The following is a 19,818-nucleotide window of genomic DNA, read 5'->3' on the forward strand; positions in this document are numbered from 1 at the left end:
TCAGTGCGCCGCTGGCGCCAGGGTTTCGGCGCTGCCGCCCAGGTAGGCTTCGATCACTTTCGGGTCGCTCTGGACCAGCGCGGGTACGCCTTCGGCGATCTTCTGGCCGAAGTCCAGCACCGTCACCACGTCCGACAGGGCCATCACCACGTCCATGTGGTGCTCGATCAGGATGATGGTGATGCCATGCTCGCGGATCTTGCGGATGATGGCCATCAGTTCCTTGATGTCGGGCGCCGTCAGGCCCGCCGCCGGTTCATCGAGCAGCAGCAGACGCGGGTTGAGGCCCAGCGCGCGGCCGATTTCCAGCAGCCGCTGCTTGCCATACGGCAGATTGCGCGCTTCTTCATTGGCCAGGTCCGCCAGGCCGACGAATTCGAGGATACTGGCGGCCCGCTCACGCGCGGCCGCCTCTTCGCGCTTGTAACGCGGTGTGTGCAGCATCACGTCCAGCACATTCGACTTGAAAGTATTGTGCAAGCCCACCAGCACGTTTTCCGTCGCCGTCATCTCGCCAAACAGCTGCACGTTCTGGAAGGTGCGCGCCACGCCGCCCAGCGCGATCTCGGATGGCGTGCGGCCGGAGATCACGGCGCCGGCAAATTCCACCTTGCCCGCCGTCGGCTTGTAGATCCCCGTCAGCACGTTCATCATCGTGCTCTTGCCCGAGCCATTCGGCCCGATCAAGCCGTGCACGGAGCCTTGCGTGACGTTCAAGTCCACCTGATTCAGCGCCTTCAGGCCGCCGAACTGCATCAGGGCCTGCTCCACGCGCAGCAGGGTCGCGCCCTGCTGTCCGCCCTGGGCGTGGTCGAATGGCGCCACGCCGTGCGAAGCGACGGCTTGCACATGGCGCCGGCCCTTGCCGATAAAGCTCATCAAAAAGCCGACGATGCCGTCCTGCAGGTAGTACACGACGAACAAGGTCATCAGGCCGAAGATGGTCAGGCGCCAGTCGACCATGTTTTCCAGCTTGTACGAATACGCGGCCAGGCCGATGGTGGCCACCAAGGGCACGAGCACACCGCGCACGGTGGAGCGTTTCTTCGCCAGCATGAAGGCGGAACCGATCACGCCCAGCACGGCGGCGGCCACGGCGATCTTGCGGAACAATTCGATGTCCGACAAGAGGCTGGGCAGCATGACGACGATCATGGCGCCGATCAGCGCGCCGGAACGCGTCTTGCGCCCGCCCATGATGACGGCCAGCAGGAACAGGATCGTCAGCTCGAAGTTGTAGGTATTGGGAGAGATGTACTCTTCCGAATACGCATACAGGCTGCCGGCCAGGCCCGCGAAACCGGCGCTGATGACGAAGGCGTAGACTTTATAGCGGTACACGGACACGCCCATGCAGTCCGAGGCGATGGGGCTGTCGCGCAAGGCTTCGAACGCGCGGCCCAGGTTTGATTTCAGGATGCGGTGCACCACCACCAGCGAGATCACCAGCAGCGCGGCGACCATGTAGTAGTACTCCACTTCCGTCAGTTTGTGGCCGAACAGCACGGGCTTGTGGATCTTGATGCCCATCGGGCCTTCCGTCAGGAAGCTCATTTCATTGATCAGGATTTGCACGATGGTGCCGAAGGCCAGGGTCACCATGGCCAGGTAGGGCCCCGTCACGCGCAGGGCCGGCAAGGCCAGGATGGCGCCAAACACGGCCGCGCCCAGAATACTGGCGGGGATGGCCAGCCAGAACGACAGGCCCAGCTTGAACACCAGCACACCCGTGACATAGGAACCGATGCCGAACAGGCCCGCATGGCCCAGCGACACCTGCCCCGTGTAGCCGACGACGATATCGAGGCCGAACAGCAGGATGGCGTAGATCAGAATGGTCTCGGCCAGGTGAATATAGTAGGGATTCGGGATGACGATGGGGAACAGCGCGAGCACGGCCAGGCCCGCCGCGCTCAATGCCAGCATGGTGATTTTCTTGTTCATGTCGTCCTCAGACTTTCTTGATCGCGGCTTTGCCGAACAGGCCGGACGGCTTGATGGCCAGCACCAGCAGCAACAGCAGCAGGCCTGGCACTTCCTTGTAGCCGGTGGAGATGTAATAGCCGGTGGTCGTTTCCGCGATGCCCAGTATCAGCCCGCCGACGATGGCGCCCACGCCCGACGTCAGGCCGCCGATGATGGCCACCGCAAAGGCTTTTAAGCCCAGCGAGGCGCCCATGGTCGCCCCCGTCAAGGTCAGCGGCGCCACCAGCACGCCCGCAAAGGCGGCCGTCGCCGACGACAGCGCGTAGGAGAACGTGATGACCATGCCCGTGTTGATGCCCATCAGACCGGCCGCGTCGCGGTCGTTGGCTGTCGCCACGACGGCCTTGCCATAGATCGATTTGCGGTTGAACACTTCGACGGCCAGCATGATGGCCAGCGCGCCGACGATGACGGCCACCTGCATCTGCTGCACATTGGCGCCAAACACCTGAAACGGCGCGGCAGACAGGGGCGACGGGAACATCAGGTCATCCTTGCCCCAGATGTTTTCCGCCACGTTCTTGAAAATGATGGCCAGCGCGATGGTCGACATGATCCAGCCGAATTCGGACTTGATCTTGATGGCGGGCCGCACGCCTATCCATTCGACGAACACGCCCTGCAAGGCGCCGAAGACGATGACGATGGGGATCATCAGCAGATAGCTCATGTACGGGCCGCCGTGAATGGTGCCCACCAGGGAAAGGCCCACGAGCGCGCCCAGCATCAGGGATTCGCCCTGGCCGAAATTGAGGGTGCCGGAAGTGGCAAAGGTCAGCTGGTAGCCGAAAGCGATGACGGCATAGATCATGCCCAGCGCGACGCCGCTGAAGACGAGCTGCAGGAAGATTTCCATGGTATTCCCCGGAAGACGAACGATGAAAAAATGGCCAGTCCTGATTCCTCAAGGCTGGCCACTGCGCGGCGACTGTCTGCCAGGCTTATTTCGCGAGGACGACTTTGCCGTCCTTGACCTCACCGAAGACCGTCAGGTCGGCCGTGATCGCCTCATGGTTGGTTTTGCTGAATGGCTTGTTGTAGGTGGTGACGGCGCCTTCCACCTTCTCGTTCAGGTTTTCCAGCGCGGCGCGCACTTTCGGGCCATCCGTGCCGCCCGCCTGCGTGATGGCCGCGGCCAGCAGGTAGATGGAATCGTAGCCTTGCGCGGCCGAGACGGCCGATGGCATGCGTCCGCCCGATGGCTTGTAGGCGGCCACGTAGGCGTCGATGAAGGCCTTGCGCTTCGGCGTGCTGGCATCCTGGATGAAGGTTTGCGGCATGCGCGTGCCGTTGCCGTTCTTGCCCGCGTTGTCGATGAAGTTACCCATGGCCAGGGTCCAGCTGCCGATCAGCGGCACTTTCCAGCCCAGTTTTTCCATGCCGTTGGCGATCTGCGCCAGTTCCGGGCCGATGCCGTAGGTCAGCACGACTTCCGCGCCCGCCTGCTTGGCTTTCAGCAGCTGGGCCGTCATGTCGACGTCCTTGATGTTGTATTTTTCCACGACGACGGGCTTGATGCCCTTCTTGTCGAGCGCCTTTTCCAGGTCTTCGCGGCCCAGCTGGCCATAGTTGGTGGAATCGGCCAGGATCGCCACTTTCTTGAACTTGCGGTTCTCGATCGCCTCATGCACGATCATGCCGGACTGAATGGTGTCATTGGCCGCATTGCGGAAGACGTAGTTTTCCGGCTGGTCGGCGAACTGCTTGGTGACGATGGAACCCGTCGCCACATTGTTCATGACGGGAATCTTCGCTTCCTGGTAGAAGCGCTGCGACGCCAGGGCCACGCCCGTGTTGATGTAGCCGACGGTGGCGGCGACCTTTTCCTTGTTGATGAGTTCCTGGGCGATCTGCACGCCGCGTTCATTCTTCGCTTCGTCGTCGCGCTCGATCAGCAGCAGGGAGCGGCCCAGCACGCCACCCTTGGCATTGATTTCCGCCACGGCCAGCTTGACGCCGTCGCGCATCGACACGCCCATCGGCGCGGAACCGCCCGTGAACGGACCGGACACGCCGATCTTGATGGGGTCGGCTGCGACCGCCGCCTGCGAGAAACCCAAAACCAAACTTGCCACGAGCAATTTCTGTTTCAAATTCATTGTCATCTCCTCTGATACAACGTTTTTAATGCCACTTATTTTTATAGTCGTACGCTGGATAACCGCCCCATCGATAAATCATTGTAGGTGAGTAAACATGCACCAGCAACAACTACATATGACGCGTCGCAACATAGAAAAAACAACATTTCCGCCGAAATCTTGTCAGTATTTTGTAAGGAAATTATGCAGCAAACCCGAAATGACTTGACCGCCGAGGAGAAAGGCGGGTGCCAATTTCCGCTGAAGCACGCACCACCTCGCCTGCTTGATCTACCGCAAAGCCGAACCGTCGTCGACTGCTAAGGTGAGATGTGCCCCGGCATCCGCATGGGCCTCTCCTGCACCACCACCTGCCCGGAGGCATTATGGCGCTACCACTGACAAGATCGTTCACCGTTTCCCTCGCTGCACTACTGCTCAGTATGCTCAGCGGTTGCGCCAGCTTCAAATCCGTCGACAGCTTTGCGCAGACGGGCCAGCAAATGACCGCCGCCTTCCCACCCATCGCCAACGCCACCGTGGACAGCTGCATGAACAATGAGCTGCGCAGGAACCTGATTTCCACCGATGGCTTCGACCCTGCAGCCGCCGAGCAGCAGGCCAGGCGCGGCTGTGACAAAATCGCCAATTCGAATCAGAAAATACTGCTGCTGAACAGTGTCCTGGCGCGCTACGCGCAAGCCCTGCAAGATCTGAGCGGCAGCAAGGTAGCCGACTACCACGATCAGTTTTCCGGCCTCGGCGACGCTCTGGGCAGCATTCCTGTTCCCGGCAGCGGTACGCCGCTGCTCGACCCGGGGCAGGTAAGCATCGTCATGAAACTGAGCGAACAACTGAGCCGTTTGCTGACGCAGAACATACAGAAATCAGCCATCAATGAACTACTCGCCCAGCAAGAGGCAATCGGCATCATCACCAATGCGCTCAATACCTATGTGCAGGCGGCGTACCGCGACAGGATCGCGATCGAACGGCGCGACAGCAGCGTCTTGCACATGGCCCTGCATGAAACGGCACGTGCCGAGCCGCTGGCAACGAATTACGTCAGGGTCCGGCTGTATCGTGACGAGAAGCAACTGGGCGAACGCGCGAAAATTCCTGATAGCTATGCCAGGGCCGTCAAGGCCTTCCAGGAAAGCCTCGACAGCCTTCGCAAATCGCGCGACGACAGCGCGCAACTGCAACAGCAATTGAAGGATTTCTCCCTGCGCGTCGATGAACTGAAACTCCAGGTGGCCTTCCTTGCATCTGCAACTTGGTAGGAGGACATTATGGCAACGATCAACAAACAGGCCACCTTGAAAGCATTCGAAATCGCCAATAACCTGTCCGAGATTTCCACCTTGCTGCTGGCGTGGAGGATCAAGGGACGCAGGACACTGAGCCCTCAGCAAAAAGAGGAACTGAAGGAACTCGAAGACCACCTCAATGAACTGGTGGCCAGTTTCCAGGCGCACGGCATCGACATGATCGCAGATGGCGCACAAGAGGCCGCAAGGCAGGCCGACCAGGCAATCGATATCGCCAATGCGGCGCTGGAAAAAATAAAAGACGTCAAGCATGCGATTGACGTCGCTGCCGCTGTCGTCAGTGTTGCCGCGACCTTGCTGTCAAAAGACGTGCTGGGTGTGGTGGATGCAACGAAAGACCTTCAGGCATTGCTCAAGGCCAAGGAGGAATCGAAAAACGACGGCATCAAGGCTCCTGTCCCCGGTGCCCCATCGCATGCTCAGCCATCCTGATCAGCAGCGTTGACTGCGCATCGCTGCGCGCATAGCCCATTGCCCCTTCTTTCGTGGCGATGGCTTTTTGCATCAAGGCTTCAGGGTGCTCCTGCTCGCAGGCAGCGTCAAGCCAGTAACGCGCCCTGGCTTCGTCGCTCTCCAGCAGCATGTTCGCCACGATGAACATGGCCGGCGCCACGCCCCGTTGCGCGGCCAGTTCCAGCCAGCGCAGCGCGGCGGCGCTGTCCTGCGGTCCGCCCATGCCGTTCTTGAACATCAAGCCCAGGTAATACGCGGCCGGACCGCTGCCCTGCCCAGCCGCCTGTTCGAACAGGGTGCGCGCCTGCGGCTGGGACGCCTCACCCGCGCGCATCAAGGCCTTGGCCCGGGCCGTGACATCGGGTGCCGCCACCACGGGCGAGGCCAGCGCGGCGGCGAGCAGCAAGTTTGCCAGCATCATTTCGACAGATCGAGCTGGTACAGCGCAAAACCCTTGCCCGCACCATCGTCAAGCTTCAGCTGCGTGACGTTGTCGATGCCGGCCGCTTTGGCCAGGTCGATCACGTTCGGCGCCGAATGGAAGACCACGGGCCCTTGCGTGGCCACCCTGGCGAATCGCCAGCTGCGCGCCGAGCCGTTTTTCGCGCGCGTCAGGTTCTTTTCCTTGGTCACGTAGGCGATCAGGAGTTCGCGGTTGTTGTCGGGCGAGGCCACCACCGTCTTGCTGCCGTCGAGGCCAGGGAAGTTGCCGCCGCCGCTGGCGCGGTAGTTATTCGTCGCGATCAAAAATTCCTGCGCCGCGCCCACCGGCTTGCCCTTGTACGTGAGGCCCTTGATGCGCTGGCCGGGCTTTTGCGTGACGTCGATCTGGTAGCGCACGTCGGCGCTGGTGATCGCGTCGAAGTTGTAGCTCGGATGGGCCGTGTTGACCAGTTCCTGCGCTTCTGCCTTGTTCGGGTCGATGGTATTGAAGCGCTGCGCCGACTGTTCCAGCCAGGCTTTCAAGTCCGCGCCATTCATCTTCACGCCATACAGCGCATTCGGATACAAATACAGATCGGCCGCATTATTCAGCGCCACATTGCCCGCCTTGACGTCCGTGTAGTCGGACACGCCGGCCGAGCCGCTCTTGAACGGGGACGACATCGACAGCACGGGCAGACTGGCATATTGCGGCAAATTCGCCTTCACGTAGGCGGCCAGGTAGCCCGCTTGCGCCTGGTTCACCACTTCGATGGCGCTCACATCGCCCACGTCGGCGAAGTACGTCGACATGCGGAAGTCCGTGGCGCCGACCGGCGTCTGCACGTAGGCAATCGTCGCCGCGTGTTCCTCGGCCACCAGCTTGGCGATGGCGGGATCTGGCGCGACATAGCTCTTGTCCGCGTTCTGGATGCCGCGCGCTTCCACCGTGGTGGCGCTCTTGTCGACGACCCACTGCTTCCCGTCGTGGCGCAGGCGCAGGCCGATCACGCCCAGGTGCTTGCCCCACAAATTGGCCATCACGGTGGGCACGCCATTGACCAATCCCTTGGCCTTGTCGACGCCGGGCAAATTAAACTGCGGCACCGTGCTGGCCGCGTTCGGGAACAGCTGGTGCGAATGGCCGATCAGCATGGCGTCCACGCCCGGTACTTGCGACAGGTAGTAATTGCCGTTTTCCATGCTCGGCGAGTACGGGCTGTCATCGAGGCCGCCGTGCGAGATCGCCACCACCAGTTCGGCGCCCTTGGCGCGCATCTCGGGGATGAATTTTTCCGCCGTCTCGCGCACGCCCTGCGTGTAGACGCGGCCCTCCAGCCAGCGCTTGTCCCAGGCCATGATGGTGGGCGGCGCAAAGCTGATGATGCCGACCTTCACGGTGGAGGTGATTGCCTTACCATCGGGGCCGGTGGCCGTGATTTGCTTGGCTATGATGTGGTACGGCGCAAACAGGGGCTTGCCCGTCTTGACGCTGTAGACGTTGGCCAGCACTTGCGGGAATGCGGGGCCGGCGCAGCGTGGCTTGCTGGCGTCGACGCTGTCGACGTCAAACTGGTTGCCCGTCACCTGGCTCAAAAACGCCAGGCCGTAGTTGAATTCATGGTTGCCGATGCCGCCGCCGTCGACTTTCAGCAAATTCATCGCCTTGTAGATGGCCAGGGTCTGGTCGCAGGCCAGCGGTTTTACCAATGCCTGGTAGTCGGCCAGCGCCGTGCCCTGGATGGTGTCGCCGTTGTCGAGCAGGAGATTGTTCGGGAACTGCGCACGCGCCTGGGCGATCAGGGCCGCCGTGCGTTCCAGGCCGATCGACGGCTCCGCCTGCAGCTTGTAGTAATCATAACTGAGCACATTCGCGTGCAAGTCCGTCGTCTCGAGCAGGGCCAGGGTGGCGCTGCTGCCTGCCTGCGCGGAGGCCAGCGGGTGGACCGGTCCGGTGGCGGCGGGCGGCAAGGCACCGCAGCCGGCCAGCAGCAGCGGTAACAGGGCAAGACGGGGAGATTGAAGCATGATGTATTCCTATGGAAAGACAATATCGCCAGCATCATACGCAGCACGCCAGCCATCTTCAAGGCAAAAATATTGTCGCAAATACAGCAAAATCGTCATTTTATTGCCCCGTGCGGCATCGATTCGGCGCCGCCGGCATCAGAAACGCGCCGCGCTCGCGTATAATTCAGGGTTTGATTTCACCATAGAAGACCAGAACATTATGGAAGCCGAACGCATCAATATCATCTCCGCCCTGCTGAACGACCTGACGGTCCGCGAAGCCGAACTTCGGAGGTATCTTTGACTTCACTGTCAAGTCGGAGAAACTAGAGCAAGTCAACGAAGAGCTGGAAGACCCCACCGTCTGGAACGATCCCAAGCGCGCCCAGGACCTTGGTAAAGAGAAGAAGGCGCTGGAAGCCATCGTCTTCACCCTGGCCAAGGCCGATGCCGACCTGCGCGACACCCGCGACCTGTTCGACATGGCCCGCGAAGAAGGCGACGACGATACGCTCGAAGCGATCGAGCAGGACGTGCAGGAAATCCGCAAGGTCATCGAAAGCATGGAATTCCGCCGGATGTTCAACAATCCGATGGACCCGAACAACTGCTTCATCGACATCCAGGCCGGCGCCGGCGGTACGGAAGCCCAGGACTGGGCTTCGATGCTGCTGCGCCAGTACCTGCGCTATTGCGAACGCAAGGGCTTCAAGGTCGAAATCCTGGAGCAGTCCGACGGCGAGGTAGCCGGCATCAAGACGGCCACCCTGAAGGTCGAGGGCGATCACGCATACGGCTTCCTGCGTACGGAAACGGGCGTGCACCGCCTGGTGCGCAAGTCGCCGTTCGACTCGGCCAACGGCCGCCACACCTCGTTTACGTCGCTGTTCGTGTATCCGGAAGTCGACGATTCGATCGAGATCGACGTCAACCCGGCCGATATCCGCGTCGACACCTACCGCGCGTCGGGCGCCGGTGGTCAGCACATCAACAAGACCGACTCCGCCGTCCGCATGACCCATGCGCCGACCGGCATCGTGGTGCAGTGCCAAAACGACCGTTCGCAGCACCGCAACCGCGCCGAAGCGATGGAAATGCTGAAAGCGAAACTGTACGAACATGAACTGCGCAAGCGCATGAGCGAACAGCAAAAGCTGGAAGACTCGAAAACGGACGTGGGCTGGGGTCACCAGATCCGCTCCTACGTGCTGGACCAGTCCCGCATCAAGGACTTGCGCACCGGTTTCGAGACGGGCAATACCAAGGGCGTGCTCGATGGCGACATCGACGAGTTCATTTCCGCCTCGCTCAAGCAAGGCGTGTAAGGATGAACGCATTCGCTCCGGCATTGGCAAAGCGCGCCTTCCTGTTCGACATGGATGGCACGATCGTCGACAACATGGCCTTCCACACGACATCGTGGCTGGCGTTCTTTGAACGCCACGGCCATGCGCTGGACGCGGACGCCTTTTTCCGCGACACGGCAGGACGGCAGGGACATGAAATTATCGCCAAGTACCTGGGCGAGGATGCCGACCACGTCACCCTGCTAGCTGAAAAGGAAGTCGTCTACCGCGAACTGTATGGCCCGCACCTGGCGACAGTGCTTGGCTTCGACCAGCTGATCGCCAGCGCGCGCCAGGCTGGCGTCGGGCTGGTGGTGGGCACGGCCGCGCCGGCCGAGAACATCGCGTTCACGCTCGATGGCCTGGATCTGCGCCACCGCTTCGACGCCATCGTCGGCGCCGCCGACGTGCAACGGGGCAAGCCGCACCCGGACGTTTTCCTGAAAGGCGCGCTGCTGGCCGGCGCGCTGCCGCACAACTGCATCGTCTTTGAAGACGCGCCCCTGGGCGTGGAAGCGGCGCGCCGTGCCGGCATGCGCGTCGTGGTACTCACCACCACCCTGCCGGCCGAAGCATTTGCCGCCTTCGACAACGTCATTGCCATCGTGCCGGATTTCTCCGCACTCGACGTCGACGCACTGTTTGCCAGCGTGGCGCCTGCGCTGGCGCCACATCATCAATAATCACCAACGAAGAACACCATGACTACGGATATCCAAGAACAAGCCGCCGCACCCGATGAAAACAAGATCATCGCCGAGCGCCGCGTCAAGCTGGCAGCACTGCGCGAACAAGGCATCGCCTTCCCGAACGATTTCCGCCCCGAGCACAAGGCGGCCGATCTGCACGCGCAATACGGCAGCAAGACGCGCGAAGAGCTGGAAGCCGAACCTGTCACCGTGGTGCTGGCCGGCCGCATGATGCTCAAGCGCGAAGCCGGCAAGAAAGCCGCTTTCGCCACCCTGCAAGACGCTTCCGGCCCGAAAGCCGATGGCCGCATCCAGATCTACGCCACCTTGGACCTGACCGGCGAAGCGGCCATGGCCGCCCTGCACCACTATGACCTGGGCGATATTCTGGGCGTGACGGGCACCCTGTTCAAAACCAAGACGGACGAGCTGACCATCAAGGTCACCGAACTGCGTTTGATCACCAAGTCGCTGCGCCCGCTGCCGGACAAATTCCACGGCCTGGCCGATCAAGAAACCAAGTACCGCCAGCGCTACGTCGACCTGATCATGAACGAAGAGACGCGCCGCACCTTCAAGGCGCGTACCGCCGCCATCTCGTCGATCCGCCGCTTCATGGAAAAGAACGAGTTCATGGAAGTGGAAACGCCGATGCTGCACACGATTCCTGGCGGCGCGGCGGCCAAGCCATTCGTCACGCACCACAATGCGCTCGACATGGAAATGTATTTGCGTATCGCGCCCGAGCTGTACCTGAAGCGCCTGGTCGTGGGCGGCTTCGACCGCGTGTTCGAGATCAACCGCAACTTCCGCAACGAAGGCGTGTCGATCCGTCACAACCCGGAATTTACGATGATGGAATTCTACGCGGCCTACACCGACTACAAATGGCTGATGGATTTCACGGAAGCCGTCATCCGCCAGGCCGCCATCGATGCGCACGGCACCGCCACCCTGACCTACGGCGGCCGCGAACTGGATCTGGCAAAACCGTTCCACCGCCTGACCATCGTCGAAGCGATCAACAAGTACGCTCCAGGCTACACCGCCGAGCAGTTGAACGATGCGGACTTCATCAAGGAAGAGCTGAAGAAATTCGGCGTCAAGCCGTTCGCCACGGCCGGCCTGGGCGCGCTGCAACTGGCGCTGTTCGAAGAAACGGCTGAAGCGCAGCTGTGGGAACCGACCTACATCATCGACTATCCGGTCGAAGTGTCGCCACTGGCGCGCGCTTCCGACACGGTGGCCGGCATCACCGAACGCTTCGAGCTGTTCATGGTGGGCCGCGAGATCGCCAACGGCTTCTCCGAGTTGAACGATGCGGAAGACCAGTCGGCCCGCTTCCTGGCGCAAGTCGCTGCCAAGGACGCCGGCGATGAAGAGGCGATGTTCTACGACGCCGACTACATCCGCGCGCTGGAATACGGCATGCCGCCAGCTGGTGGCTGCGGCATCGGCATCGACCGCCTGATGATGATCATCACGGATTCGCCGAACATCCGCGACGTCCTGCTGTTCCCTCACCTCCGCCGCGAAGACTAATCACGGACGCAAGCCGATAAAAAGCCGCCTGATTTTGCGATCAGGCGGCTTTTTTACATCTGCGGCCGTATCAGCCGGCCAGGGTAACGCGCTGGTGGCTGCGGCTGGCCTGCTGCGCCGCCAATGCCGTGGCCAGCGCGCGCATGCCGTCATCGCCCGTGGCGGCCGGCTGCCCTTCGCCGCGCATGGCGCGCTGGAAGGCGCGCACCGAGCGCACGTACAGGTTTTCATGCTCGACGGGGATGTCAATGCTGCCGCCGTCGCGCGTCAGGCTGATGCTGCCGACGGGGCGCTGCGTCATCACGCCGGTGGCGAAGATGGTGCCCTTCGTGCCGATGATTTCCACGCCGGACAGCGAATACGGCGCGTTGAACGCGTCATGCACCTGCACCAGCGTGCCGTTGTCGAACTCGATGACGGCCATCAGACCCTCTTCCAGCCCGGCCACCGTCATGCCGCCGCTGGTGGCGCAGGCCGTGACGTAGCGCGGCTCCGAGTCGAGCAGAAAGCGCAGGGTGTCGACATCGTGCACGAACATGTCGAGCGTGACGCCACCCGACTCCGGCGCGTCCAGGCGCCAGCCGCGCAGGTGCTGCGGCAGGTTATTCGCGTGCAGCACGCGGCCATACAGGGGCTGGCCGATCTCGCCGGCGCGTATCAGCTCGCGCACCTTGCCGTGGCTGGCCGCGTTGCGCAGGTGGTGATTAATCCCCAGCACCACGCCCGCTTCGGCACAGCCGTCCACCATGCGGCGGGCGTCCTCCAGGTTCAGCGCCAGCGGTTTCTCGCACAGCACGTGCTTGCCGGCGCGCGCCGCCTGCAAGGTCTGCGCCATGTGCCATTCGTTGGTGGTGCTGATGTACACGGCGTCCGCGCCCGGATGCGCGAGCGCCGCGTCGAGGTCCGTGTAGCTGGCGGCGATGCCAAATTGTTCGGCAAAGGCGGCGCCGCGCGCGGCGTCCCGGCTGACCACGGCCAGCACTTCCGCGTCGCCCTGCTGGCCGATTGCGTCGACCATCCATTCGCGCGCCACGGTGCTGGCACCGACCAAAATCCATCCGATTTTCTTCATTCGATTCTCCCCTTAAAAAGTGTGGCGCAGGCCCAGGTTCCAGGCCTGGTTGCCGGTACCGTTGTCGGTGGCGTTGCCCACCACATAGGCGGCGCCATTGCGGTTGTCGATGTGCGCATAGGCCGCATACAAGGTGCTGCGCTTCGACAGCGCGTAGGTGTAGCCGATGCCGATTTGAGAAGCGTCGCCGTTGGCGGCGCGCCGGTCGTCGCGTCGCACGTACGAGAACAGGACTCTGTGCGGCCCGACAGGCACGGTGGCGCCCAGCATCAGGTCCGCGCTGTCGACCGTGGCGGCGGCGCCAGCCGTGCTCTTGCTGACGGCGACGGCGCCATGCGCCTTGACCACGCCGAAGTCCCAGGTGGCGCCCAGCACCGTGTTGCGCGCCCTGCCCGCCACCAGCGCGGTCGACAGCGTATTGGCATCCTGGTGCGCCATGCGCACGTACAGCGATCCGCTGGCATAGGTGGTGGCCGCGCCCGCGTAGCGTTTGGCCGACGCGTCGCCCGGCACTTCGCCGAAGCCGTACGCCAGCTCGCCGGAGAGTCCCCCGCGCACGGGCGAACTGTAGGTAATGCTGTTGTCGACCCGGCTGATGTAGCCGGCCGTGAAGACATTGCTCATCCTGCCCGCAAAACCCAGGTAAAACGGATCCAGCACACCCAGGCTGCTGTCGATGAATGTGTACTGGCGGCCCAGACGCAAGGTGCCCGCCGCGCCGGCCAGGCCGACGAATGCCTGGCGTCCGAACAGCAGGCCGCCCTGGGCCGAAGCGCCCGTGTCGGCCAGGATGCCCGCATCCATCGTAAAGATCGCCGTCATGCCGCCGCCCAGGTCTTCGCTGCCCTTGAAACCGAGCCGCGAGCCGTTGGCGATGCCGCTCGTCACCTTGAGCACCCTGCCCCCTGGGCCACCGTTCTCGGACACAACGCCCAGGTCCGCGATGCCATACATGGTCACGTTCGACTGCGCGCTACACAGGCCGCCGCAAGCACCCGCGCCGATGATGATTGCCCTTGCTACCTTGTTCTTCATTTCTTTCCCTGTCTGTCTTTTTATGGATACTGTTCTTAGCCGACCAGGTGGCGCGGACGCGCGCCGCGCAAGCCGGCCAGCAGGTTGTCCACGGCCTGCTGCGCCATGGCATAGCGCGTTTCATGCGTGGCCGAGCCGATATGCGGCAGCGCCACCACGTTGGCCATGCCCGGCAGCGGATTGTCCGGCGCCAGCGGTTCACGCTCGAACACGTCGAGACCGGCGCCGTGGATGGTGCCCTGCTGCAGCGCCTCGATCAGCGCCGCCTCGTCGACGATGCGCCCGCGCGAACCGTTGATGAAGATGGCGCCGGGGCGCATCAGCGCGAACTCGCGCCGGCCCATCATGCGTTCCGTCTGCGCCGTCAGCGGCAGCACGACGCAGACGAAATCGGAGCCGGCCAGCAAATCGTCGAGCGCCACCTGGCGCGCGCCCAGCGCCGCTTCCACCTCGGGCACCGCTTCGCCGTTCACGTACAGCACCTGCATGCCGAAGCCCAGCGCGGCGCGGCGGGCGACGGCGCGGCCGATGCGGCCCATGCCCAGCATGCCGATGGTCTTGCCGTGCACGTTGACGCCGTACTGGCTTTCACCCACACTGCGCGTCCACCGTCCGGCCTTGACGAATTCGGCCAGTTCGACGACCCTGCGCGCGCTGGCGAGGATCAGCGCGAAGATGGTGTCGGCCGTCGTTTCCGTCAGCACGTCCGGCGTATTGGCCAGCAGGATGCCCCTTTCGCGCAGGTAATCGACGTCGAACTGGTCGACGCCCACGGAAATGGTGGAAATGATGTGCAGGTTGGCGGCCGGGTCCAGCAGTTCGCGGTCCAGGCGCACGCTGGCGCCCAGCAAACCGTGCGCGCCGCGGATGGCGGCGGCGAACGCGGCGCGGTTGCCCGCATCGATAGACTCGAAGTACGTCACCTCGCATTCGGCGCGCAGGCGCGCCAGCAGCGGTTCGGCCAGCTTTTTATAGACAAGCACATGTTTTTTCACGGGTTTTTCTCCTGTTCGGTTCAAGATGGATCCAGCGCGTCGAGCTGGGCGCGGGTCGGCAAGCCTTCCATGTCGCCCGCCACCTGGATGGCGAAGGCACCGACCCGGTTGCCGCGCCCTAGCGCCTGCGCCAGCGGCAAGCCCTCCAGCAAGGCGCTGACCAGGCCGGCAGCGAAGCCGTCTCCGGCGCCCACCGTGTCGACCACGTTGGCCACGCGCTCGCCCGCCACCATGCCGCTGTCGCCCTCGGCCGTGCGGTAATAGGCGCCCTCGGCGCCCAGCTTGACGACCACCAGCCGCGCGCCCTGCTGCAGGTAAAAGCCGGCGACGTCGTGCGGCAGGTCGTGGCCGGTGAGGATTTTTCCCTCCCCCAGGCCGGGCAGCACCCAGTCCGCCTTGGCGGCGAGGCGGTTGATCTGTTCGACCATGACGGCTTGCGACGGCCACAGCGACGGCCGCAGGTTCGGGTCGAACGACACGCTGCGGCCATTCGCGCGCATGAAGTCGAGCGCCTGGCCGGCGAACGCCAGGCTGGTCTCGGACAGCGCCGCGGCCACGCCCGTGGCGTGCAAATGGCGCGCTGACAGGAAATAGGCGGGGTCGAAATGCTCGGGCGCCAGCCGGCTGGCGGCGGAACCCTTGCGGAAGTATTCGACCAGCGGATCGGCGCCGTTCTCGGCCTTTTCCTTGAGCAGGAAGCCGCTGGACTGGCCGGCGACGGCAACGACCCGGCTGCAATCGACACCTTCGGCCTGCACGCTGGCGCGGATGAAGCGGCCGAACGAGTCGTCGCCCACCCGGCTCAGCCAGCCGACTTTCAAGCCCAGGCGCGCCAGGCCGATGGCGACATTCGTCTCGGCGCCGGCCAGGCGGCGCGTAAAGTGCGCCACGGCCGCCAGGTCTCCCGTTTGCTCGGCAACGAACATCGCCATCGCTTCGCCGTAGGTGACAACGTCAAGCTTCATCATGCGGCCTCCAGTATCTGAATGTAGCGGCCCGTTTCGGCCACCAGGTCGGCGCCTTCGAGCGGGAATTCGATGGCCCGCTGCACACCGGGCGCAAAGTGCGCAAAGACGGCGCGCCAGGCGGGATCAGCTTCGGAAACGGCGCAGGCGGACAGCCGGCCCCCGTCATCGAGAACAGCCTTGCAGTGCACATAGCGCACGTACGGCGCCAGCAGGCGCGCCGCATGCTGCGCATCCTCGCCCACCCAGCGCCAGTTGCCGATGTCGAAGGTCAGCCCCACCGGCAGCCCGATGTCGCGCGCCGCCGCCAGGAAGCGCGCCATCGGCGCGAGCTTGCCGCCATGGGCCGTCTGGTCGTTTTCCACCAGCAGCGCCACGGGCGCGGCCTCCAGCTGGGCCTTCAAGGCCGGCAAGTCCGGCGCGGCCGGGTAATGGCCCAGCGACACCTTCAGGTAGCGCGCGCCCAGGCGCGCCGCCTCATCCAGCATTTGCCGCAGCAGTTCGTGGCGCAGCAGCCCTTCCGCGTCCCACAATTCGATGGGCGTGGAATACACGCAGTACAGACCGCGCGCGGCCACCGCAGCACCCATGCGCGCCAGATCTGGCAAGTCGGAGGTGAACAGTTCGCGGCGGATCTCGATGCCAGCGCCGCCCGCATCGGCCACCACGTCGATGAAATGGCTTTGCCCCAGCTGTCTTACCCTGCTTGCGCCGTAGGCCGACGCCGCCACCAGGACGGGGCTCACTTGATCGCTCCCGCGCCGACGAACTGGCGCGCTTCGGGCGTTTGCGGGTTGCTGAAGAAGGCTTCCGACGGCCCGCTCTCCCACACCAATCCCTGGTGCATGAAGACGGTGACGTCGGCCATGCGCCGCGCGAACTCCATCTCGTGCGTCACCAGCAGCATCGTCATGCCCTCCTGCGCCAGTTCCTCCATCACCTTCAGCACTTCCTGCGTCAGTTCCGGGTCGAGCGCCGACGTCACTTCGTCGAACAGCATCACTTGCGGCTCCATCGCCAGCGAACGGGCAATCGCCACGCGCTGCTGCTGGCCACCCGACAGCTGCTCGGGATAGGCTTCGCGCTTGTGGTCCAGGCCCACCTGCTTGAGCACGCGCAGCGCCGTGGCACGGCCCTGGGCATCGGGCACCTTCTTGACGATGCGCGGCGCCAGCATGACGTTTTCTTCCACCGTCAGGTGGGGGAACAGGTTGTAGCTCTGGAAGACCATGCCGACGTCCTTGCGCAAGTCGAGCAGGTGTTCCTGGCGCGCCGTCAGCGTATGGCCGGCCACGACGATGCTGCCGCTGTCGATGGTCTCCAGGCCGTTGATGCAGCGCAGCATGGTGCTTTTTCCCGAGCCGCTGCGGCCGATCACGGCGATCACCTGGCCCCGCTCGACGGCGAACGACACGCCCTTGAGCACGTGATTGGCGCCGAAGCTCTTGCTGATATTGTCGATGTCAACGATGGGCATGGAATTTCCTTTCCAGTGAATGGCTGTAGCGCGACAGCGGATAGCACATCGCGAAGTAGATCAGGGCGACGATGGGGAAGACGATGAACGGCAGGAAGGTCGCATTGCTGACCAATTGCCCTGCCCGCGTCAGTTCCACCACGCCGATGATCGAGGTGATCGAAGTGTTCTTGATGATCTGCACCATGAAGCCCACGGTCGGCGGCAGCGAATGGCGCAGCGCCTGCGGCAGGATGACGTAGCGCAGCTGCTGGTAGCGGTTCAGCGCCAGCGCGGCCGATGCTTCCCACTGCTGACGCTGCACGCCTTCGATGCAGCCGCGCCAGATCTCGCCCAGGTAGGCGCTGGCAAAGATCGTCATCGCCGCGCCGGCCGCGATGATCGGCGACAGCTTGTAGCCAAACAGGGCCAGGCCGTAATAGGTCAAAAACAGCACGATCAGCACGGGTGTGCCCTGGACCAGCTGGATGTACAGGGCACTGATGAAGCGCAGGAGCGGGCTGCGCGCCGTGCGCAGCAGCGCCACCGCGAAGCCGGCGATGCCGCCCGTGATGAAGACGATCAGCGACAGGCCGATGGTCCAGCGCGTGGCCTCGAGCAGGAATTGCAGGTTATCCCAGGAAAAGTCACTGATCATGTCATGCTCCCATGCGCACCGCGCCCAGACGGCGGCGGCGTTTGAAGACGATCTGGCCCAGCACCCAGAAGCTGAAGCGGAACAGCAGGGCCAGCACGATGTACAGCACCATCACGACGATGTAGATCTCGAAGCTGCGGAAGGTTTCCGAGTCGAGCAGGTGGGCGGCGGCCGTCAGCTCCTCGGCGGAAATGGCCGACACCACGCTCGATGCCAGCATCATCAAGGTGAACTGACTGGCCAGCGCCGGATACACTTTTTCCAGCGCCGGCAGCAGCACCACGTGGCGCATCACCTGCCAGCGCGTCATGCCCAGGGCCTGGGCCGCCTCCAGCTGCGACGGATGCACGGCGCCGATGCCGGCCCGCACGATCTCGGCAGCATAAGCACCGAGGTTGACCGTCATGGCGACGAGCGCGGCGCCGTTCGCGTCGAGCTGCAGGCCCAGCGACGGCAAGCCGAAGTAGATGATGAACAGCTGCACCAGGAATGGCGTGCTGCGGATCACCTCGACATACGCGCGCACCACTGCGCGGGCATAGGCGGGACCGTTCTTCAGGATGACGGCGGCGCACACGCCCACCGCCAGCCCCAGCACCATGGACAGGGCGCTCAGGCGTATCGTCAGCGCCGCGCCCCACAACAGGCGGTCCAGCGATTGCATGACGAGTTCGAAATGAAATTCATACGGCATACTCAACTCCTTTCTACGTGCACGTCCCCGGCCGCGCCACCATGACGGCGCGCCGTGCGGACGAGCACTATCGCTGTGCGGGTGGCGGCATCAGAAGGTCGGCAGCGCCGGCAGCGGCGCGCCGCTCCACTTGCGCGCGATGGCGTCGAGTTCACCGTTCAGCTTGACGTAGTAGATGAAGTTGTTGAGCCACTGGTGCAGCTCGAAGTCGCCGCGGCGCACGGCCATCGAGTTCGGTTGCAGCGAGTAGGCGAAGCGGACCTCGATCTTGCCCGCGCCGCGCGTCTTGATGATGTCGAGCGCCATCGTGCTGGGGATCGAGACGGCATCGACCTGCTTGCTGAGCAAAGCCTGGGTGACGGTGGCGTCATCCTCGAAACGCACGATGGCCGTGCCGGCCGGCGCCATGCGGCTCAGCGCCGTGTCGTTCGTGGTGCCGCGCGTCACGCCCACTTTCTTGCCCTTCAAGTCGGCCAGGGCCTTGAACTTGCCGCCGACCGGCGCGACGATGGCCAGCTCGAAAGCGCTGTAGGGCATGGTGAACATCAGGGTCTTGGCCCGTTCCGGCGTGGGCGCCAGGGTCGCGACGAGGAAGTCGACCTTGCCCGATTCCAGCGACGGCACGCGCGAGGGCGCCGTCAGCGGCACGATTTCGACGGGCAGGTTCAGGTATTTGCCGATCAGGTTGGCCACGTCGACGTCATAGCCGACGGGCGCGCCCTTGGCGTCGATGCTGCCAAACGGCGGCGTGCCGCTGACCACGCCGATGGTCAGCTTGCCCTTCTTGATCAAGTCGCCAAGCGTCTGGGCGCCGGCGTCGGCCGCCGCGCCGAGGGCGCATGTTGCTGCCAGCGCGCAAGCCACGATTTTTGCGTAAAACAGTGTCGTCATCTTCATGCTCAGTCTCCTGTGATCCCGGTACCGGCCTCGTCGAGGCACTTCCGGGAATATTGTCAAATGGACGATTTATTTCGTCTCTTGCCGTTTTCCACCTTTACTACGCTTGACTATCCACTCCCCTTTCCAGTGTGAATACAATCTATGAAACCGGTTCCATAACCTTTCCAAAAAAAAAGGGCAAG

At 63.4% G+C, this 19,818-nt stretch carries 20 protein-coding genes; 6 read left to right on the top strand and 14 right to left on the bottom strand.

Annotated features, from left to right (window positions below):
• The 3 genes from HWE17_RS22110 to HWE17_RS22120 form a co-directional block, all read right to left on the bottom strand.
• Nucleotides 1-1,944, bottom strand: coding sequence for an ATP-binding cassette domain-containing protein (locus tag HWE17_RS22110; protein WP_176390256.1), 1,944 nt, complete (start codon nucleotides 1,942-1,944; stop codon nucleotides 1-3).
• Nucleotides 1,945-1,951: 7 nt separating this feature from the next.
• Nucleotides 1,952-2,842, bottom strand: a complete 891-nt coding sequence (locus HWE17_RS22115) for a branched-chain amino acid ABC transporter permease (RefSeq protein ID WP_035819581.1) — start codon at nucleotides 2,840-2,842, stop codon at nucleotides 1,952-1,954.
• 85 nt (nucleotides 2,843-2,927) lie between these two features.
• A complete protein-coding gene (locus HWE17_RS22120; protein WP_035819582.1) occupies nucleotides 2,928-4,085 on the bottom strand; it encodes an ABC transporter substrate-binding protein in 1,158 nt (385 codons plus the stop codon).
• Nucleotides 4,086-4,453: 368 nt separating this feature from the next.
• Here HWE17_RS22120 and HWE17_RS22125 point away from each other — a divergent pair, with 368 nt between their 5' ends.
• The gene (locus tag HWE17_RS22125; protein WP_176390257.1) at nucleotides 4,454-5,350 is read left to right on the top strand and encodes a hypothetical protein; all 897 of its coding nucleotides are present in this window, start codon (nucleotides 4,454-4,456) and stop codon (nucleotides 5,348-5,350) included.
• A 9-nt stretch (nucleotides 5,351-5,359) separates the two neighbouring features.
• Nucleotides 5,360-5,830: a hypothetical protein gene (locus tag HWE17_RS22130; protein WP_176390258.1), complete on the top strand. Its 471-nt coding sequence runs from the start codon at nucleotides 5,360-5,362 to the stop codon at nucleotides 5,828-5,830.
• Here HWE17_RS22130 and HWE17_RS22135 read toward each other — a convergent pair.
• Nucleotides 5,784-6,272: a tetratricopeptide repeat protein gene (locus HWE17_RS22135; RefSeq protein ID WP_176390259.1), complete on the bottom strand. Its 489-nt coding sequence runs from the start codon at nucleotides 6,270-6,272 to the stop codon at nucleotides 5,784-5,786. The genes HWE17_RS22130 and HWE17_RS22135 overlap by 47 nt on opposite strands.
• Nucleotides 6,269-8,302 (bottom strand): bifunctional 2',3'-cyclic-nucleotide 2'-phosphodiesterase/3'-nucleotidase, encoded by a 2,034-nt coding sequence (locus HWE17_RS22140; RefSeq protein WP_176390260.1) that lies wholly within the window; start codon nucleotides 8,300-8,302, stop codon nucleotides 6,269-6,271. The genes HWE17_RS22135 and HWE17_RS22140 overlap by 4 nt, the downstream gene beginning before the upstream one ends.
• On the opposite strand from HWE17_RS22140, the gene HWE17_RS22145 reads away from it, so the two are divergent.
• From HWE17_RS22145 to lysS, 4 genes are all read left to right on the top strand, one after another.
• Nucleotides 8,301-8,588 carry a hypothetical protein gene (locus HWE17_RS22145; protein WP_176390249.1) on the top strand — a complete coding sequence of 96 codons (288 nt, stop codon included), beginning with the start codon at nucleotides 8,301-8,303 and terminating at the stop codon, nucleotides 8,586-8,588. The genes HWE17_RS22140 and HWE17_RS22145 overlap by 2 nt on opposite strands.
• Nucleotides 8,505-9,609 (top strand): peptide chain release factor 2 gene (prfB, locus tag HWE17_RS22150; protein ID WP_138829122.1). Its coding sequence is split into 2 segments (ribosomal slippage): nucleotides 8,505-8,585 and nucleotides 8,587-9,609, totalling 1,104 coding nucleotides; the frame shifts between segments, so codons are not numbered across the junction. The genes HWE17_RS22145 and prfB overlap by 84 nt, the downstream gene beginning before the upstream one ends.
• Before the next feature lie 2 nt (nucleotides 9,610-9,611).
• On the top strand, nucleotides 9,612-10,313 hold the full coding sequence (locus HWE17_RS22155; RefSeq protein ID WP_176390261.1) for an HAD family phosphatase: 702 nt from the start codon (nucleotides 9,612-9,614) through the stop codon (nucleotides 10,311-10,313).
• An 18-nt stretch (nucleotides 10,314-10,331) separates the two neighbouring features.
• Nucleotides 10,332-11,861, top strand: coding sequence for a lysine--tRNA ligase (gene lysS, locus HWE17_RS22160; RefSeq protein WP_176390262.1), 1,530 nt, complete (start codon nucleotides 10,332-10,334; stop codon nucleotides 11,859-11,861).
• A 70-nt stretch (nucleotides 11,862-11,931) separates the two neighbouring features.
• Here the strand turns inward: lysS and HWE17_RS22165 are convergent, their stop codons facing one another.
• From HWE17_RS22165 to HWE17_RS22205, 9 genes are all read right to left on the bottom strand, one after another.
• A complete protein-coding gene (locus HWE17_RS22165) occupies nucleotides 11,932-12,933 on the bottom strand; it encodes a Gfo/Idh/MocA family protein (RefSeq protein ID WP_176390263.1) in 1,002 nt (333 codons plus the stop codon).
• Between the two features lie 12 nt (nucleotides 12,934-12,945).
• Nucleotides 12,946-13,968, bottom strand: a complete 1,023-nt coding sequence (locus HWE17_RS22170) for a porin (RefSeq protein WP_176390264.1) — start codon at nucleotides 13,966-13,968, stop codon at nucleotides 12,946-12,948.
• Between the two features lie 35 nt (nucleotides 13,969-14,003).
• Nucleotides 14,004-14,963, bottom strand: coding sequence for a D-glycerate dehydrogenase (locus HWE17_RS22175; RefSeq protein ID WP_176390265.1), 960 nt, complete (start codon nucleotides 14,961-14,963; stop codon nucleotides 14,004-14,006).
• Between the two features lie 20 nt (nucleotides 14,964-14,983).
• Nucleotides 14,984-15,931 carry a sugar kinase gene (locus tag HWE17_RS22180; protein ID WP_176390266.1) on the bottom strand — a complete coding sequence of 316 codons (948 nt, stop codon included), beginning with the start codon at nucleotides 15,929-15,931 and terminating at the stop codon, nucleotides 14,984-14,986.
• A complete protein-coding gene (locus tag HWE17_RS22185; protein ID WP_176390267.1) occupies nucleotides 15,928-16,674 on the bottom strand; it encodes a TIM barrel protein in 747 nt (248 codons plus the stop codon). Before HWE17_RS22185 ends, HWE17_RS22180 begins: the two co-directional genes overlap by 4 nt.
• Complete coding sequence (locus HWE17_RS22190) at nucleotides 16,671-17,405, bottom strand: amino acid ABC transporter ATP-binding protein (RefSeq protein ID WP_176390268.1); 735 nt, start codon at nucleotides 17,403-17,405, stop codon at nucleotides 16,671-16,673. Before HWE17_RS22190 ends, HWE17_RS22185 begins: the two co-directional genes overlap by 4 nt.
• Entirely contained in the window at nucleotides 17,392-18,042 is a 651-nt protein-coding gene (locus HWE17_RS22195; protein WP_176390269.1) for an amino acid ABC transporter permease, read from the bottom strand. The genes HWE17_RS22190 and HWE17_RS22195 overlap by 14 nt, the downstream gene beginning before the upstream one ends.
• A gap of 1 nt (nucleotide 18,043) precedes the next feature.
• Nucleotides 18,044-18,736, bottom strand: coding sequence for an amino acid ABC transporter permease (locus HWE17_RS22200; protein ID WP_176390270.1), 693 nt, complete (start codon nucleotides 18,734-18,736; stop codon nucleotides 18,044-18,046).
• 90 nt (nucleotides 18,737-18,826) lie between these two features.
• Nucleotides 18,827-19,633 carry a transporter substrate-binding domain-containing protein gene (locus HWE17_RS22205; protein WP_176390271.1) on the bottom strand — a complete coding sequence of 269 codons (807 nt, stop codon included), beginning with the start codon at nucleotides 19,631-19,633 and terminating at the stop codon, nucleotides 18,827-18,829.
• Nucleotides 19,634-19,818 lie beyond the last annotated feature (185 nt).

The sequence above is a fragment of the Janthinobacterium sp. BJB401 genome (assembly GCF_013372745.1).
GTDB classification, from domain to species: Bacteria; Pseudomonadota; Gammaproteobacteria; order Burkholderiales; family Burkholderiaceae_D; genus Janthinobacterium; species Janthinobacterium rivuli.

Excerpts from the sequence above, each read along its gene's own strand:
- HWE17_RS22110 (WP_176390256.1), bottom strand. The coding sequence starts at position 1,944 with ATGAACAAGAAAATCACCATGCTGGCATTGAGCGCGGCGGGCCTGGCC.
- HWE17_RS22115 (WP_035819581.1), bottom strand. The coding sequence starts at position 2,842 with ATGGAAATCTTCCTGCAGCTCGTCTTCAGCGGCGTCGCGCTGGGCATG.
- HWE17_RS22120 (WP_035819582.1), bottom strand. The coding sequence starts at position 4,085 with ATGAATTTGAAACAGAAATTGCTCGTGGCAAGTTTGGTTTTGGGTTTC.
- HWE17_RS22125 (WP_176390257.1), top strand. The coding sequence starts at position 4,454 with ATGGCGCTACCACTGACAAGATCGTTCACCGTTTCCCTCGCTGCACTA.
- HWE17_RS22130 (WP_176390258.1), top strand. The coding sequence starts at position 5,360 with ATGGCAACGATCAACAAACAGGCCACCTTGAAAGCATTCGAAATCGCC.
- HWE17_RS22135 (WP_176390259.1), bottom strand. The coding sequence starts at position 6,272 with ATGATGCTGGCAAACTTGCTGCTCGCCGCCGCGCTGGCCTCGCCCGTG.
- HWE17_RS22145 (WP_176390249.1), top strand. The coding sequence starts at position 8,301 with ATGATGTATTCCTATGGAAAGACAATATCGCCAGCATCATACGCAGCA.
- HWE17_RS22140 (WP_176390260.1), bottom strand. The coding sequence starts at position 8,302 with ATGCTTCAATCTCCCCGTCTTGCCCTGTTACCGCTGCTGCTGGCCGGC.
- HWE17_RS22155 (WP_176390261.1), top strand. The coding sequence starts at position 9,612 with ATGAACGCATTCGCTCCGGCATTGGCAAAGCGCGCCTTCCTGTTCGAC.
- lysS (WP_176390262.1), top strand. The coding sequence starts at position 10,332 with ATGACTACGGATATCCAAGAACAAGCCGCCGCACCCGATGAAAACAAG.
- HWE17_RS22165 (WP_176390263.1), bottom strand. The coding sequence starts at position 12,933 with ATGAAGAAAATCGGATGGATTTTGGTCGGTGCCAGCACCGTGGCGCGC.
- HWE17_RS22170 (WP_176390264.1), bottom strand. The coding sequence starts at position 13,968 with ATGAAGAACAAGGTAGCAAGGGCAATCATCATCGGCGCGGGTGCTTGC.
- HWE17_RS22180 (WP_176390266.1), bottom strand. The coding sequence starts at position 15,931 with ATGATGAAGCTTGACGTTGTCACCTACGGCGAAGCGATGGCGATGTTC.
- HWE17_RS22190 (WP_176390268.1), bottom strand. The coding sequence starts at position 17,405 with ATGCCCATCGTTGACATCGACAATATCAGCAAGAGCTTCGGCGCCAAT.
- HWE17_RS22195 (WP_176390269.1), bottom strand. The coding sequence starts at position 18,042 with ATGATCAGTGACTTTTCCTGGGATAACCTGCAATTCCTGCTCGAGGCC.
- HWE17_RS22200 (WP_176390270.1), bottom strand. The coding sequence starts at position 18,736 with ATGCCGTATGAATTTCATTTCGAACTCGTCATGCAATCGCTGGACCGC.
- HWE17_RS22205 (WP_176390271.1), bottom strand. The coding sequence starts at position 19,633 with ATGAAGATGACGACACTGTTTTACGCAAAAATCGTGGCTTGCGCGCTG.